Source organism: Stappia sp. ABD4_338, assembly GCF_056312175.1.
Genome location: NZ_CM149982.1, coordinates 3,414,067 through 3,429,415, shown reverse-complemented (window position 1 = coordinate 3,429,415; position 15,349 = coordinate 3,414,067). Strand labels below are relative to the sequence as shown.

Genomic DNA, 15,349 nt, shown 5'->3' with positions numbered 1-15,349 from the left:
CCGGTGTCGTGGTGCCCGCTCTGGCGTGCCCCGGACCCGGCTGTGCGCGACCGGTATGGCCGGTCGTTCGTCATGAAATATGTATTTGTGAAATTAGGATATGTATGTACATAATTGTCAATCCTGAAAATGAGGCGAGCATGACGCGGATTTGGGCAGAGACGGCCTTGCTGGGCGAGGGATGGTCGAACGACGTGGTCGTGGAGGTCGGTGACGACGGCACGATTGTGAAGGTTCTTGAAGGCGTTGGCCGTGACGAGGCGAAGGCGGGGCATCATGTCGGTGCGCTGCTTCCCGCCCCCGCCAATCTTCATTCGCACGCATTCCAGCGGGCGATGGCCGGCCTGAGCGAGCGGCGCGGACCGGGCGCCCATGACACGTTCTGGACCTGGCGCGAAATCATGTACCGCTTCCTGGGCGCCTTCACGCCGCAGGCGATCGAGGACGTCGCCGCCTTCGTGCAGATGGAGATGCTGGAGGCGGGATACGCGGCGTCCGTCGAGTTCCACTATGTGCACAACCAGGCCGACGGCACGCCCTATGACGATCCGGCCGAGCTGTCGCGCCGCATCGCCGCCGCCGCCAGGACGTCCGGCGTCGGCCTGACGCTGCTGCCGGTCTACTACGCGACCGGCGGTCTCGACGGACGCCCGCTTGCCGGTGGCCAGCTTCGCTTCCGCTCCGACCTCGACGCCTTCGCCCGCATCGTGGCGGGCGCGGAGGAGGCCGTTGCCGGTCTGCCCGCCGATGCGGCGCTCGGCATCGCGCCGCATTCCCTGCGGGCCGTGCCGGCGGATGCGCTTGGCGAACTGATGCGCATGAAGCCCGGCGCGCCGCTGCACATGCATATTGCCGAACAGACCGGCGAGGTGGAGGAGGTGCTGGCCCATCATGGCGCACGACCCGTGGAGTGGCTCTTTGCCAACCACGATGTGGACGAGCGCTGGTGCCTGATCCACTGCACCCACCTGAGCGACGGCGAGCGGCGGTCCATCGCCACGAGCGGCGCGGTGGCGGGCCTGTGCCCGATCACCGAATCGAGCCTCGGTGACGGCATCTTCGATGGTGCGCGATATCTCGAGGAGGGCGGCACGCTGGGCGTGGGCTCCGATTCCAATATCCGCATCGCCCTTTCCGAGGAGATGCGCACGCTCGAGTATTCGCAGCGTCTTCGCGACCGCCACCGCGCGGTTCTGGCGACGAAGGAGCGCTCCTGCGGGCGCCGGCTGTTCGACGAGGTGGTGAAGGGTGGCGCGCGTGCCGCCGGGCGCGCCTCCGGCGCGATTCGCGAAGGCGCGCTCGCCGATCTCGTAGCGCTCGACCGCGCATGCCTCGATCTCGACGGCCTTTCGGGCGACACCATGCTTGACGCATGGATCTTTGCCGGCGACGACAGGGCCGTTGCCGAGGTCTGGGCGGCCGGGCGACATGTCGTCAGCGGCGGGCGTCATGTCCGGCGCGATGCGATCGAGGCGCGCTACCGTGCCGCGATGAAGATGTTGAGGGCGGCCCTTTGACCGACACGACCGGGAGCGGCACGACAGGAACGGGCGCTCCCGCCTCCGGCGGCGAGCCGCCGCGCACGGCCAATTCCTTCCGCGCAATCAAGGCGGAAATCCTGCGCCGCATCCGCGACAGGATATGGCAGCCGGGGGAGCTGATCCCCGGCGAGGAGGACCTGGCGCGGGAGTTCGGCTGCGCCCGCCCCACGGTGAACCGGGCCCTGCGCGAACTTGCCGAGATCGGCATCGTGGAGCGCAAGCGGCGCGCGGGCACCCGCATTGCCGCCCATCCCTTGCGCGAGGCACGGCTTGAGATCCCGATCGTGCGCGACGAGGTGGAGGCGCGTGGCGCGAGCTACCGCTTCTCCGTCCTGTCGCGGGAGAAGGGTCCGCCGCCCGTCGGTCTGCGGGCCCGTTTCGACCTGCCGTCCGCCGCGCCCATGCTGCATGTGCGCTGCCTGCACATGGCGGACGGTCGGCCCTGGCAGTACGAGGACCGCTGGATTCACCTCGCAGCCGTTCCCGACATCGAGAACGAGCCCTTCGACGAGCAGAGCCCGAACGAATGGCTGGTGCGCAACGCGCCCTTCTCGGAAATGGAGATGGTGCTCGGCGCCGCCGCGGCCTCGCCGCAGGAGGCGGAGCTTCTGGGCATTCGCGACGCGGACCCGGTGTTCGTCTTCGAGCGCAGCACCTGGCTGCTCGACCGGCTCATCACCCATGTGCGGATGCTCCACCGCGCCGATTACCGCATGGTGTCGCGGTTCTGAGGGCTGGGCCCGATGAAAGAGACGGGACCGGTTTTCAAGGGCCGGTAACGCCCTTGCCACGTGATCTTCATCGGGGCGTCCATCGCTGAATGTGTCAACCGTGAGTTGTTCGTTAAGAGTGCTCCTGCAAAATGGTGCCAACGCATCACGGTTGCTCAGGGGGTGGCATGTCCGATCGCTTTTTCAGTCTTGTTCTCCAGAAGGAGCCGCGACACGTGGATGACGCGGCCGTGGTCGAGCGGTTGCGTGACCTGGTCGCGCCGATCGGCCTTTCGGTGTCGCTACTGAAGGACGGTCTGGACGGTGGCCCGGCCGTTCTGGAAATCGGTGGCGCCAAGGTCAGCATCGTGAGGCAGGCCCAGCCCGTGCCGGACGGCACGCTGGAGCGCGTCGCGCGCGGCTCGATCGGCTGGCCCGAGGCCCCCGCCGCCGTCGCCGTCCATACCGGCCATGTCATCGTCGGCTGTCTGGAGGAGGCGCAGGACCACCAGCAGGCCCTGCACTTCGCCGCCATGACGACGCTCGCGACCGCCGCCGTGCTGCAGGAAAGCGACGGGCTCGGCGTCTACTGGTCGACCGGCGAGATCATGGTCTCGGGCGAAGGCTGGCAGCAGGCGGCGGCCGCGATCCTGGCGAAATCCCTGCCGGTCGCCGACTGGATCAACCTCATCTGGCGGCGCGGCGGCGAGGGAGAGATCGGCGTCGTCACCGAAGGCGCTCGGGCGTTCTTCGGCATGGAGATCGAATTCGCGCCGGCACGGCTCGAACCGGCGGAGATCGCCGGCAAGATCTTCAACGTTGTCCACTATCTGCTGATGAACGGCGCGGTGCTGAAGGATGGCGACACGCTGGGGCAGAGCGCGGAAGAGATCATCCGGGTGCGTTTCAGGGAGCGTGGCGCGCAGTTCGACGGCCGGGTGATCGAACTGTCGCTGGAGCGGGGCGAGCCGACGCCGGAGCCTGTGTCCCGGCCTGCGCAGCAGTCCGCGCCGATGGCGGCGTCCGCTCCCGAGGCGGCTCCCACGGGCGCCGGTCCGGTCTCTGAGGCGGGTGATGGAACGCCACCCGTTGCCATGCCGGCCATGCCGCTTCCCGACGCCGGCAAACCCGCGCGGCCCAGGCGCCCGGTCTTCGGCAGGCGGGGCCTGAACTGATGGCCTATTACCTGTCTCTGCGATCCTATCAGCCCTATGCCCAGGGGCATTTTGAGTGGGAGAACGAGGGCGCTTACAAAAGCTATGGAAGCATAGCCTCCGGGCTCAGTCGTGGTTTCTGGATCGACCCGGATTTAATGCCGAAATCCGCTCGGCAGACGCGGGACAAGCGGCTCCATGATGTCATCCCCATGCCCGGGATGAATGCGGTCAACCAGCGCTTCAAGGACCTGGTGGAGGAATTCGAGCCCGGGATCCACCAGTTCATCCCCCTTGAACTCCATGATCGCAAGGGCGTGCCGATCGAGGATCAATATTACGTTTTCAACTGCATGGTCTCGATGGATGCCCTGCTTGTCCGGGAGAGCGGCCTGCACTGGGAAGTCGATGAGCCCTCCGGACAGCCTATTATCCGTATCAACACACGCAAACCGATGGTGCTGAGCAAGCCTGCGATCGGATCGCACCACCTCTGGACGGGGCTCTATCTGCACCCTTCGACCAGAGATCATGTCTTCTGCTCGAACGCATTCCAGAAGGAGCTCAAGGCCCGCAAGATCCGCTATCTCGATCAGAAGCCCTGCGAGGAGCTGGACCTGCCCTGGACGCCGGAAGACAACATTCAGCCTGCGCTCGACTGGGAGAAGGAGCATGGCGAACCCTGGGGCTACCGGCCGAAGCTTCGCGCCAGCATCCTGAAGGAACGCGGACGCCTGGAGCTTTAGGAGGCAAGCTTATGGTCTGGATGATCGCGCTGGAATATCAAGATCGAGGCACTCCCCGCTTCGCTCTGGATCCGTTCGAAGACAGTCCGTCACGAAGTAACAACTTCGGTTTCAGCCGCGGCTACTGGGTGGATCCTGCCCGGCAGCCCAGGAGTGGTCAGCAGACGACCAGGAAAAAAGTCCCCGATATCTTCCCGCTTCCGGGCCTCAACGCCGTTCGCCAAAGGTTCAAGGATTTGGTGGAGGAGTTCGAACCTGGCGTTCATCAGTTCATGCCGCTTGTGCTGCGAGACAAGGACGGCGAGCAGATCGACGATCAGTTCTATGTTTTCAACTGCGCGGTGTCCTTTGACGCGATCCTTGTACGTGAAATGGGTTTGGAACCTGTCCAGGAAGGCAAGGAGCCGCCAGTATATACAATTAATTCGTATAACAAGATTGCTGTGAGCAAGCCCAGAATAGAAGGGCATCATCTCTGGATGGGACACCACCTCAGACCAGTGGGGCGTTGGGTATTCATATCCGATGAACTGCACAGTGAAATGAAAAAGAGAAAGATACGCTACTTCAAAGAGGAACATCCAGATGTTCTGGACGTTCCATGGCGGGCAGAAGAGCAGATCAAACCGATTCTGGATTGGGAAGCCAGTCATCCCGTCGAACAATGGACGGCGGCGTCTCGAATAGAGAGGGAACTAAAAGGCTCGGGCGCCCGGTCTTCGGCAGGCGGGGCCTGAACTGATGGCTTGCAATATTGACCCGGCCTTCAGTCCCGCGCGAGCCACGTTTCGAGTTTGAAGGCGAGCCGGAGGACATGCTCTCGTGCGGCTTAAGCGTTGACCGCCCGTCGGACCAGGGCGGATTGCGTCCCGTGCGGCGGGTTCAAGCGCTCACATCGCGCCTTCCTTCGTAAAGTTCGCGATAGGACTGCCTTAATATTTCTCGTTCATCTTGCGCTTTCGATTTGAGGGGGCGGGCACCCCCGATTTCATCCGGGGTTCAACAGTGTGCGATCGACCGGGGGGTGGGGCGCACGGACGGGGAAACGTCGATCGTGTACACCGTGCTGTCCTGCATTGCTGTCGACCACAATCCGTTTCTCGTGGTGCTGGCGGCGGCCATCTGCGTCGCCGGTATCTGGGTCAGCTTTCGCCTGTTCCAGCGCGCCCGTGATACCCATGGCGCGATGCGCGCCGGCTGGCTGTTCCTGAACGGCATGGCGGCCGGATCCTCGATCTGGTGCACCCATTTCGTCGCCATGCTTGCCTTCAAGACACAGGCCGCCGTCTTTTTCAGTCCGACGCTGGCGATCCTGTCCCTGTTCCTCGCAATCGTCGGCACGGGCGCCGGTTTCGCACTCGCCTCGAGCGGGCTGTTCCGCCTTGCCCCGGAAGCCGGCGGCATGCTGGTCGGCGCCTCGGTCGCGGCCATGCACTATCTGGGGATGCTGGGGTACCGGGTGGACGGCCTCGTGCACTGGAACCAGAACTATGTGATCGCCTCGGTCGTCGCGGGTGTGGCGCTCGGCGCGCTGTCGCTCAACCGCTCCATGCGACCCGTCACGATCTGGTGCCGCTACGGCGCCAAGGTTTCCATGGTGCTTGCCATCGTGGCGCTGCACTTCACCGGCATGGCCGCGATGACGATCACGCCGCTGCGTCCGGTGTTCGCCCCGGCCGAGGACCAGACCTGGGCGCTGGCACTCGCGGTGGGCGGCGTCGGCCTCATGGTGATGGGCATGGGCATCGTCACCGCGCTCATCGATCACCGCACCCGGACCGTTGCCGACGAGGACCTGCAGCGCATTGCCGAGATCGATCCGCTGACCGGGCTGGGCAACCGGCTCCAGTTCTCGCGCAGGCTGGAGGAGGGCTGTATCTGGGCCGACAGCAACGACACCCGCCTGTGCCTCGTGCTGGTCAACATCGATGACTTCAAGGTTCTGAACGACCTGCGCGGCCAGACCGCCGGCGATGCCTTTCTCGAGGCGCTGGGCGTGCGCGTGAACGCGCTCCTTAAGGACGGCGAACTGGCCATGCGCATCGGTGGCGACGAGTTCGCCATTCTCAGGCGGTTGAAGGCGGATGAGTCCGTCGATGCGTTCCTGTCTCGGCTGGAGGCCATGTTCCGCCGGCCGCTCAAGGCGTCCGGCTCTCAGCTCGCGTGTTCCGCCGGCATGGGTGTCGCGATCTATCCCGACCACGGCCTGTCGCCGTCGGACCTGCTGGCCAACGCTGGAATGGCACTCGCCCGCGCCAAGGCCGATGCCGTCGAACACACCCAGTTCTGCGATGGTGTCATGGACCAGGAGGAACGCCGCCGCCGGGGGCTTTCGCAGGCCCTGCGAGGCGCGGTCGAGCGCGGCGAGTTCTCGCTGTTCTTCCAGCCGCAGATGGACATTCCCGCCCGGACGCTCTCCGGAGCCGAGGCGCTCATCCGCTGGACGCATCCCGAGCACGGACCGGTGTCGCCGGCGGTCTTCATTCCCATCGCCGAGGAAAACGGCCAGATCGTTGCCATCGGCGACTGGGTTCTGGAGCAGGCCTGCCGGCTTGCCGTGACCTGGGCGGAGCCGGTCCGGGTGGCCGTCAATCTTTCCGCCGTGCAGCTTCGCCAGGAGAATCTGGTGACGCGCGTTGCGGAGATCCTCGAGACGACGGGACTGGATCCCGCGCGGCTCGAGCTCGAGGTCACGGAATCCTCGATCATGGCCGACCTCGGCAAGAGCCTGACGCTGCTGCACGAAATCCGCGCGCTCGGCGTTTCCGTCGCCCTCGACGATTTCGGCACCGGCTATTCGGCGCTGGCGAGCCTGCGTGCCTTTCCCTTCGACAAGATCAAGCTCGACCGGGGGTTCGTCGCGGACCTGGACGGCTCGGAGGAATCGCGCGCCATCATTCACTCGGTGCTCATGCTGGGTCGCTCTCTGGGCACGCCCGTGCTTGCCGAGGGTGTGGAAAACGAGGCGCAACTGGCCTTTCTCTCGGCAGCGGGCTGCGAAACCATCCAGGGCTTCCTGTTTTCACCGCCCGTGCCCGCCGGGGAACTCGCCCGCCAGATCCAGTCCGGCAATGCCTTCGCCCGCTCCGGTACGCAGCGCCACCTGCGGCTGGTCGACAACGAACTGGCGGTCGCCGGCTGACGCGCCGCCAGTGGCACGAAGCCCGGCCCGCGCCCGGTCCGGCGAAGGGCGGCGATCCTTCTGTTTCCCAAGGCAAAACATCCTGACGTAACGTCGGTGATGACCGTCGGGCAGTTTAGAATTGTTTTAAAATATTGATTTTTCTGGAATAAAAACTTGACTGCAAAATACCAAATAGCGTTATTTCGCCTCCGTGCCGCAAGGCGGATCCTTTGACGGCGGGGCCTTGAACCCCGTCGAGCGGGGGCAGGAATGAACGGACAGACCGACAACCGGGGCGACCCGGCGAGCGGAGACCCGGAAACCGGCGTGGAACGCCTGGTGGTTGAGGGGTTGAGGTGCTGGCTTGCCGGCTACCGTGACGGACGCATCGAGACTTGGGAGACGGCCTGGAGCCTTTTCGCCCGGACACTCGGCGTGACACGTGCCAGGGCCGCGGTCTCGGCATTGTCCTGCTATGCCCGTGCCCTGAACACATGGGCCAAGGTCGGCTTCGAGATGATGCCGAGCGAATGCCCGGGGCGCTGCGCCCACGAGTGCCTTGCCATTGCCCTGTTGTCCGCGTGGCAGCGGGGCAGGCGTGAGGAGGCGGCGGGCATCGCCGATGAACTCGTGGTGTCGGGCGGACTTCCCGAAACGCTCGAGGCCGCCGCAAACCTCGCCGACACCCTGCGCCGTCTCGACATGGTGCTTCCGCATGGACCCGGATGTTTCGCCCGTGCCCTCGCGGGGCTGGCACCCGTGCCCGGCAACACCACCCGCCACTAGGATTTGTCGCCAGGCAAACCCTGGCCGCACAGGACTTTCCGCCTTCGGGCGGACCCGCCGGTCATCCGGCAGCAGCCGCCGGCCCAGCCGGCTCCGATACCAGGCGCCGCGGGGGCGGCGCCGCCACATACCCAGGGGATGGGGAGACTGAACATGAGAAAGAAACTGCTTCTGGCAACGATCGCGGCGCTTGCGCTGCTTCCCGTGCAGCGTGCCGCTGCCGTCGAGGCGGAGGCCGTCGTCAGCGGTTACGCCGACATTGCAGCCGCCGCCTATGGCGAGTCGCTGGAAACGGCGAAGGCTCTCGAGACCGCCGTCGACGCGCTGATCGCGACGCCGAACGAGGAAACCCTCGCCGCCGCCCGCAAGGCCTGGATCGAGGCGCGCCGTCCCTACCAGCAGACGGAGGCCTACCGCTTCGGCAACGCCATCGTCGACGACTGGGAAGGCAAGGTGAACGCCTGGCCGCTGGACGAGGGGCTCATCGACTACGTGGACGCCGGCTACGGCACCGAGAACCCGGAAAACCCGTTCTACACCGCCAACATCATTGCCAATCCGAAGCTTTCGGTCGCGGGCAAGGAGATCGACGCCACCGAGATCACGCCGGAGCTTCTGGCCAATGAGCTTCAGGAAGCGGGCGAGATCGAGGCCAATGTGGCGACCGGCTACCATGCCATCGAGTTCCTGCTGTGGGGCCAGGACCTGAACGGCACCGGCCCGGGCGCCGGCGCGCGCAAGGCGAGCGACTACGACACCGCGAACTGCACCAACGGCAACTGCGACCGTCGCGCGGCCTACCTGAAGGCGGCGACCGAACTGCTTGTCGCCGACCTGCAGGAGATGGCTGATGCGTGGAAGGACGGCGGCGCCGCGCGCAAGGAGCTGTCCGACAAGGGCACCGAGGGCGGTCTTGCGACGATCCTGACCGGCATGGGGTCGCTGTCCTACGGCGAGCTTGCGGGCGAGCGCACCAAGCTCGGCCTCATGCTCCACGATCCGGAAGAGGAGCACGACTGCTTCTCCGACAATACCCACATGTCGCACCTCGATGACATCATCGGCATCCGCAACGTGTGGCTCGGCACCTACGAGGGCTTTTCCGGCAACCCGGTGAAGGTGGCCTCGCTCAAGGAACTGGTCGAGGAGAAGGATCCCGAGCTCGCCGCCGAGGTGACCGCCAAGCTCGACGCCACTGTGGCGGCGGCCGAGAAGATGCGTGAGCGCGCCGAGACGGTCGAGGCTTATGACCAGATGATCGGCGAAGGCAACGACGAGGGCAACGCCACCGTTCAGGCCGTGGTCGACGCGCTGGTCGAGCAGACCCGCCCGATCGAGCGTGTCGTGGCCGTGCTTGGTCTTGAGTCCATCGCCTTCGAGGGCTCGGACAGCCTGGACAACCCGAACGCCGTCTTCCAGTAAGACGCCTCGGGCTGCAGACGCCTGAATCAGAACCGGACGCGGCGGTCGGCGAGGGATCGCCGCGTCCCCTTGCCTTTTGCCCGGGTTGGAGGGAAACCGGTACCGGAAACCCGTGTCGTGATGCTCACCAAAAAGATTCTCTTCAAGGCGGGGCTGCTCGGCGGCTCCCTCCTGCTCGTCCCGGCCGCGCTGGCCGACGCCGATCTTGCCCACCGTGACGACCTGTCGCCGCGCGATCGCGCGCGCGTCGCCCGCGTGCTTGCCGATCCGGACGACTGGAGCACGGCCGAGCCCTTCGAGCCCATGCAGGGGGGCGCGGCGACGCATACCAAGCGCGTCAACGCCAATGCCTTCTCCTTTCCCTCCGCCAATATCTCCTTCGAGGAGCAGCAGACATTCGCGCTTGGAAACGGCCTGTTTCGCAAGTTCTGGGTCGCCTCTCCCTCCTCGACGCAGGCCTCGGACGGACTGGGACCGCTCTACAACGCCCGCTCCTGCCAGGGATGCCACCTGAAGGACGGGCGCGGTCATCCTCCCGCGCAGGGCGAGGAACCGGTCTCCCTGTTCCTGCGCCTTTCCGTGCCGCCGAAGACGGAGGAGGAGCGCGCGCGTCTTGCCGGGGGCCATGCCCTGGTGCTGCCGGAGCCAACCTACGGCACCCAGTTCCAGACCTTCGCCGTGACCGGCCTCGCGGCGGAGGGGCGGCTTGAGGTCAGCTATACAGAGCGCCCCGTGGTGCTTGGAGACGGCACGCGGGTCATGCTGCGCGAGCCTTCCTATACAGTCTCCGACCTTGCCTACGGCCCGATGGCCGGGGACGTGATGATGTCGCCGCGTGTGGCGCCGCAGATGGTCGGACTCGGCCTGCTCGAGGCGATCCACCCCGGTGACATCGAGGCCATGGCCGACCCCGACGACGCGGATGGCGATGGCATTTCCGGTCGGGTGAGCCGCGTCCTGGATCCGGAAACCGGCGAGATGACCATCGGCCGTTTCGGCTGGAAGGCATCCGAGCGCAGCGTGCGCAGCCAGTCGGCGGGGGCGTTCGCGGGGGATATCGGCATCTCGACCCCCGATGTTCCGCGCGACCACGGCGATTGCATGCCGGCGCAAACCGCGTGTTTCGAAATGCCGTCCGGCACCCAGCCGCGTCTCGGCGACACGGAAGCGCCCGATCCGGTCATGGAGCTCGTGACGTTCTACTCGCAGAACCTGGCGCTTCCCGCGCGCCGCAATCCGGGGGCCCCGCAGGTCCTGGCCGGCAAGAAGATCTTTCACGATCTGGGCTGCGCCTCCTGCCATCGGCCAAAGTATGTCACGTCACGCAAGGCGGAGGTTCCCGCTCACCGCTTCCAGCTCATCTGGCCCTACACCGACATGCTGCTTCACGACATGGGCGAGGGGCTTGCCGACAATCGTCCGGCCGGAACGGCAACGGGCCGCGAATGGCGGACCGCTCCGCTGTGGGGCATCGGTCTGACGGAAACGGTCTCCGGCCAGCAGAGCTACCTGCACGACGGGCGGGCACGCACATTGGAAGAGGCCGTGCTCTGGCACGCGGGCGAGGCGGAGGCCGCCCGCGATGGCTATGCGGCGCTTGAAAAACGCGACCGGGACGCCTTGATCCGTTTCCTGGAATCGCTTTGACACAGCCGAATGGTGTAGATCAGGCTCGCGGGAGCCGATCGACGGAGAGGCCGCCGCCGGCGCGCCGCAACAGGAGAGCGACATGGGCACCAGTTTTCGTCATCGCATGTCCGGGCCGGCAGGCCGGGGCACCGCGTCCGTCGGCGGGGCAGGGGCCGCTTTGTGGCGAACCGGTCTCGCGATCGCCTGTGCCGTGGCACTTTCCCTCGCGCCCCGGCCAGGTGTCGCCGATGAAGGAGAGCCGGCGATGGGCGCGGTCGACACGACGCCTGTCGACTATGCGCGCTTCGTGCCCGCCCTGATCGAGAATTTCGCGCGGCCCGCAGCCAGCGATCTGACCGAAAGCCTCGTGACGCTCGAAAAGACAATCGCGGGTGTCTGCGCCAAGGGCGCCGGTCCCGATGCGGCCGAAGCCTTCGACGAAGCCTTCGCCGGCGCGGTTGCCGCGCACGGGCGCCTCGCCGCGTTGCGGGCAGGCGCGCTTGCCGATGACGCGCGTGCGGAGCGCCTCGCGTTCGTGCCGGACTCACGCGGCGTGGTGCGCCGTCAGGTCACCCGGCTCGTCGCCGCCAGGGACGAAACCGCGATCGATCCGGCGAGCCTGCGCGAAAAGAGCGTCGCGCTTCAGGGCCTGACCGCCCTTGAGTGGATCGCCTACGACAAGACCGGCGAGGTCGTTCTGGGGCGCGCGGAAGAGGGGTCGGGGGAAGAGGCAACAAAGGCGGCCGACTATGCCTGTGCCTATGCGACGGCGCTTGGCGCGCGCCTCGAGGAGACCTCGCGCGAGGTGAGCGAGGCGTTCGGCGCACCGAGTGGCCAGACCGCTCTCCTTCTGGCGCCCGGGCCCGACAATGCGCTCGTGCATACCGACAAGGAAGCGGCGAGCTTCGTGTTCAACGCCCTTCTCACGTCTCTGGAACTGGCACGCGACCAGATCGTCGGCCCCCTTCTCGACGAGGGCCCGGTCACCTTGCGCGCCGCGCGCATTCCCTTCTCGCGTTCCCATACCGGCTTTGTCCATCTGGCGGCCCTGATCGACGGTTTCGCCGATGCCATCGTCGCCGCCGGATACCCCGAGGCGCGCAGCGACGGAGCGTGGATCGGCAACACGCTCTCCTTCGAAGCGGGCAATGCCCATGGCGCGCTGGAGGCTGTCGATCCCGACCCCGTGCTTGCGCTGGAAGGGGAGAAGGATCTGGGCAAGCTCACCTATGTGCGCACGATCCTCGACGGCCTGCGTCCCATGGTGGCCGGGGAACTCGCCGGCCATCTCGACTTCAAGGGAGGCTTCAATGCGCTCGACGGTGATTGATCGCCGCAGTCTGCTGGTCGGGGCGGGGGCCGCCCTGACCGCCGCCGTGACGCGCTCGGGCAGTGCCCGCTCGGCGCAGATGTTTGCCGCGCTGGATGCCGAGGATCCGCTTTTCGCCGGTGCCCGGCGCGAGGCCGACGGCACCCACTCGGTGGTGGTGACCGGTGTCGACGGCCTGCCGCGCGTGAAAATCGCGCTGCCCGACCGGGGGCATGATATCGCCGTGTGCGAGAAAAGCGGCCGCTGTCTCGTCTTCGCGCGCCGTCCTGGCACCTTCGCCGTGCTGTTCGATCCGCACGGCAAGACGCCGCCGCACACCATTGCCTCCGTTCCGGGGCGCCACTTCTACGGACACGGCGTGTTTTCTCCCGACGGGCAACTCGTTTTCGCGACGGAGAACGACTACGAGACGACGCGGGGCGTCATCGGCGTCTATGACGTCTCGGGCGATACACCGGCGCGCGTGGGCGAGCTGTGGTCGGGGGGCATCGGCCCGCATGACATCCTGCCGATGCCCGGCGGAAAGACGCTGGTGGTCGCCAATGGCGGCATCGAGACGCATCCCGACCGTGACCGGGAAAAACTCAACATCGACACCATGCAACCCAACATCACCTTCCTGGATCTGGATTCGGGCGCGGTGATCGGGCGGCTCGAGGCGCCCGCGCATCTGCACAAGCTTTCGCTGCGCCACATGGCGGTCGGCGAGAACGGTCGCGTGTGGATCGGCGCCCAGCACCAGGGCGGTCTCGACGAGACGCCGCCGCTCCTGGCATCCCTTGACCTGGGCAAGGGGCGGCTGGAGTTTCACGATCTGCCGGACGAGCTTTCCGGGAAGCTGGAAAACTACATCGGCTCGGTGGCGCTCAGCCGCGACGGGGAGGTGGTCGCCGCCTCCTGCCCGAAGGTCGGCCGGTTGCTCTATTTCTCAGCGAGCGACGGCAGCTTCATGGGAAGCCAGCAGCGCCCGGATGCCTGCGGCCTGGCGGCGCTCGACGCGAACGGCTTCCTGATTTCCGATGGCAATGGCGGACTGAGCGACAGCGCGGACGTGGCGGGGCGCCCGGTGCCGCTTGCGTCGTCGCCCGGCGTTTCCTGGGACAACCACATGGTGGCGGTCGACCCGATGCGCTTCGGCGCCTGAATGCGGTGTGCCTGAATGCGGTGTGCCTGAATGCAGTGTGCCTGAATACAGGGCGCCTGAATGTGGTGTGCCCGGCAGGAGCCTCCTGCCGGGTCCTCTCAGGTGACGTCGGCGAAGGAAATCTCCGCCATTATGTCGCCGGCAAGCCTCTCGAGTTCCTGTGACAGGTCACTCGCGGCGAGATCGATGGGAAGCACCACGTCCACTTCGGCGCGGAACATGCGCTCGCCGCTCATGGAACCCGCATAGGCTTCCGTTTCCAACTCGGTGATGCTTACGCGCCTTGCGGCAAAGAGCGTTGCAAGCGCGTGCAGGATGCCGGGATGATCCTGGCACATGAGCGAGACATGGGCCGCCTGGCCGTGGTTTTCCGACGCCGCGTCGGCCTGTTTCACCGTGACGGCAATTCCCTCGCCCGCCAGCGCGCCGAGCGCACCCTCGAGCTCTTTGGAACGGCCGACGGGGACCTCGACGCGAACGATGCCGGCAAAGGCGCCCGCAAGCCGGGACATGGAGCTTTCGATCCAGTTGCCGTCGTGACGTGCGACGATGCTCGCCAGCGTCTCGACAAGGCCCGGCCGGTCCTCGGCAATCGCCGTCAGCACGAGTGAGGTCGTCTGCATCCCGGTGGCTCCTTCAGGCTTCGCCATACATGCCTTGTCCATCGGGCCACACCCTAGAGCAGAGGCGGTCCGCCGTCATCCCGATCAGCGCGGCGGGCGCGAGGAAAGCCCGAAGGCTGCGGTGTAGAGGCGCTCGGCGATCAGGGACAAGCGCGTGAGGATGCGCACGGGCAGCCGTGCCAGCGAGGGCACCACGTCGTGGCAGAAGGCGACCTTGCGCACATAGTCCTCCACCTCCCAGGTGAACCAGCTGTAGGCCGGGAAATAGGCCGTGTCGCCGGCTTCCAGTCGGCGGGTTTCGCCGTCCGGGCCCGTGACGGTGACCGAACCCTCCAGGATGTAGACCGCCTCGTCGCATCCGAAATACCAGTGGAAACGCCCGGCGGTGCAGTCCCACACCGCCATGTTGGCGTTGCGGTCGTCCCCCTGTGCCAGGGTGAGCGCGCGGGCCCTGGGCTCGCCGTCCAGGATCCAGTCCGGGTTGATCGGTGCGTCCTGGAGCTCGAGACCCTCGGTGCTGGCGAGCGTGAGGCCGGAGGCCATGCGCATGGCGCCCTGCGGAATGTCCCGGGACGTCGTGTCTTGCGCCGCGAGCCTTGTCATCTTTTGCATTCCTCCCTGGGTGCGGGGCCTGCCCCCGCTCGTGTTGCCGGGAGATTGCCGTAAGGAGATAAACAACCGGTTAGGCGGCGGCGTGTCGGCACGTCGATACGCCGCGGCGGAATTGCCGCTTGATGCCCGCCCGCCGCTCCTCTAGCGTGCCCGGCCAATGACGGCGTCCCTTGAGGGGCTGAAAGCGATTCCGGTGGAGATCGACCCAAGTCGGGGATCCACTCCGGAGCTGTCTGGACGGCGACCTGCCAAGCACCGCCCGCGCGATGTCGCGTCGGGCGAGCGGCCTGCTGCGTTCCCCGACCCGCCCGCTCCGCAACGGTCTGCGCGTCACCCGAACAAGGACAGCCTGTCACATGGCCGAAAGCATGCCGCTAGGGCATGTCGGCGCGGGGAGCTCTCGGACGAAAGACGACTTTGTCGTTTTCCCGAGTTCGGGCAAATCTCCCTGCGCGATACGTGAGGGAGACACGACATGGCGAACGCAACCGCTCACGCCGGCGGGCAGGACGGGGCACCGGAGACGCG

General features: G+C 66.4%; 13 protein-coding genes. 11 read left to right on the top strand and 2 right to left on the bottom strand.

The window, feature by feature from the left end; genetic code table 11:
• The first annotated feature begins 140 nt into the window (after positions 1-140).
• From ACYX4S_RS15410 to ACYX4S_RS15360, 11 genes are all read left to right on the top strand, one after another.
• On the top strand, positions 141-1,517 hold the full coding sequence (locus tag ACYX4S_RS15410; protein ID WP_476360845.1) for a formimidoylglutamate deiminase: 1,377 nt from the start codon (positions 141-143) through the stop codon (positions 1,515-1,517).
• On the top strand, positions 1,514-2,272 hold the full coding sequence (locus ACYX4S_RS15405) for a UTRA domain-containing protein (protein ID WP_476360844.1): 759 nt from the start codon (positions 1,514-1,516) through the stop codon (positions 2,270-2,272). The genes ACYX4S_RS15410 and ACYX4S_RS15405 overlap by 4 nt, the downstream gene beginning before the upstream one ends.
• 167 nt (positions 2,273-2,439) lie before the next feature.
• Positions 2,440-3,426 carry a DUF4261 domain-containing protein gene (locus tag ACYX4S_RS15400; RefSeq protein WP_476360843.1) on the top strand — a complete coding sequence of 329 codons (987 nt, stop codon included), beginning with the start codon at positions 2,440-2,442 and terminating at the stop codon, positions 3,424-3,426.
• A complete protein-coding gene (locus tag ACYX4S_RS15395; RefSeq protein ID WP_476360842.1) occupies positions 3,426-4,151 on the top strand; it encodes an imm11 family protein in 726 nt (241 codons plus the stop codon). The genes ACYX4S_RS15400 and ACYX4S_RS15395 overlap by 1 nt, the downstream gene beginning before the upstream one ends.
• Positions 4,152-4,162: 11 nt before the next feature.
• Positions 4,163-4,888 carry an imm11 family protein gene (locus ACYX4S_RS15390; RefSeq protein WP_476360841.1) on the top strand — a complete coding sequence of 242 codons (726 nt, stop codon included), beginning with the start codon at positions 4,163-4,165 and terminating at the stop codon, positions 4,886-4,888.
• A gap of 317 nt (positions 4,889-5,205) precedes the next feature.
• Positions 5,206-7,293: a putative bifunctional diguanylate cyclase/phosphodiesterase gene (locus tag ACYX4S_RS15385; RefSeq protein WP_476360840.1), complete on the top strand. Its 2,088-nt coding sequence runs from the start codon at positions 5,206-5,208 to the stop codon at positions 7,291-7,293.
• 252 nt (positions 7,294-7,545) lie between these two features.
• Positions 7,546-8,061, top strand: a complete 516-nt coding sequence (locus ACYX4S_RS15380) for a hypothetical protein (protein WP_476360839.1) — start codon at positions 7,546-7,548, stop codon at positions 8,059-8,061.
• A 153-nt stretch (positions 8,062-8,214) separates the two neighbouring features.
• The gene (locus tag ACYX4S_RS15375; RefSeq protein ID WP_293719993.1) at positions 8,215-9,483 is read left to right on the top strand and encodes an imelysin family protein; all 1,269 of its coding nucleotides are present in this window, start codon (positions 8,215-8,217) and stop codon (positions 9,481-9,483) included.
• 120 nt (positions 9,484-9,603) lie between these two features.
• Entirely contained in the window at positions 9,604-11,130 is a 1,527-nt protein-coding gene (locus ACYX4S_RS15370; RefSeq protein ID WP_476360838.1) for a di-heme oxidoreductase family protein, read from the top strand.
• A gap of 82 nt (positions 11,131-11,212) precedes the next feature.
• Positions 11,213-12,442 carry an imelysin family protein gene (locus tag ACYX4S_RS15365; RefSeq protein WP_476360837.1) on the top strand — a complete coding sequence of 410 codons (1,230 nt, stop codon included), beginning with the start codon at positions 11,213-11,215 and terminating at the stop codon, positions 12,440-12,442.
• Entirely contained in the window at positions 12,423-13,586 is a 1,164-nt protein-coding gene (locus ACYX4S_RS15360; protein WP_476360836.1) for a DUF1513 domain-containing protein, read from the top strand. The genes ACYX4S_RS15365 and ACYX4S_RS15360 overlap by 20 nt, the downstream gene beginning before the upstream one ends.
• A gap of 98 nt (positions 13,587-13,684) precedes the next feature.
• Here the strand turns inward: ACYX4S_RS15360 and ACYX4S_RS15355 are convergent, their stop codons facing one another.
• Both ACYX4S_RS15355 and ACYX4S_RS15350 read right to left on the bottom strand, forming a co-directional pair.
• On the bottom strand, positions 13,685-14,209 hold the full coding sequence (locus ACYX4S_RS15355; protein ID WP_476360835.1) for a glycine cleavage system transcriptional repressor: 525 nt from the start codon (positions 14,207-14,209) through the stop codon (positions 13,685-13,687).
• Between the two features lie 84 nt (positions 14,210-14,293).
• Positions 14,294-14,812 carry a cupin domain-containing protein gene (locus ACYX4S_RS15350; protein ID WP_476360834.1) on the bottom strand — a complete coding sequence of 173 codons (519 nt, stop codon included), beginning with the start codon at positions 14,810-14,812 and terminating at the stop codon, positions 14,294-14,296.
• Positions 14,813-15,349: the final 537 nt, after the last annotated feature.

Coding starts and splice junctions, on each gene's coding strand:
- ACYX4S_RS15370 (WP_476360838.1), top strand. CDS start 9,604: ATGCTCACCAAAAAGATTCTCTTCAAGGCGGGGCTGCTCGGCGGCTCC.
- ACYX4S_RS15410 (WP_476360845.1), top strand. CDS start 141: ATGACGCGGATTTGGGCAGAGACGGCCTTGCTGGGCGAGGGATGGTCG.
- ACYX4S_RS15380 (WP_476360839.1), top strand. CDS start 7,546: ATGAACGGACAGACCGACAACCGGGGCGACCCGGCGAGCGGAGACCCG.
- ACYX4S_RS15350 (WP_476360834.1), bottom strand. CDS start 14,812: ATGACAAGGCTCGCGGCGCAAGACACGACGTCCCGGGACATTCCGCAG.
- ACYX4S_RS15360 (WP_476360836.1), top strand. CDS start 12,423: ATGCGCTCGACGGTGATTGATCGCCGCAGTCTGCTGGTCGGGGCGGGG.
- ACYX4S_RS15375 (WP_293719993.1), top strand. CDS start 8,215: ATGAGAAAGAAACTGCTTCTGGCAACGATCGCGGCGCTTGCGCTGCTT.
- ACYX4S_RS15400 (WP_476360843.1), top strand. CDS start 2,440: ATGTCCGATCGCTTTTTCAGTCTTGTTCTCCAGAAGGAGCCGCGACAC.
- ACYX4S_RS15355 (WP_476360835.1), bottom strand. CDS start 14,209: ATGCAGACGACCTCACTCGTGCTGACGGCGATTGCCGAGGACCGGCCG.
- ACYX4S_RS15390 (WP_476360841.1), top strand. CDS start 4,163: ATGGTCTGGATGATCGCGCTGGAATATCAAGATCGAGGCACTCCCCGC.
- ACYX4S_RS15395 (WP_476360842.1), top strand. CDS start 3,426: ATGGCCTATTACCTGTCTCTGCGATCCTATCAGCCCTATGCCCAGGGG.
- ACYX4S_RS15365 (WP_476360837.1), top strand. CDS start 11,213: ATGGGCACCAGTTTTCGTCATCGCATGTCCGGGCCGGCAGGCCGGGGC.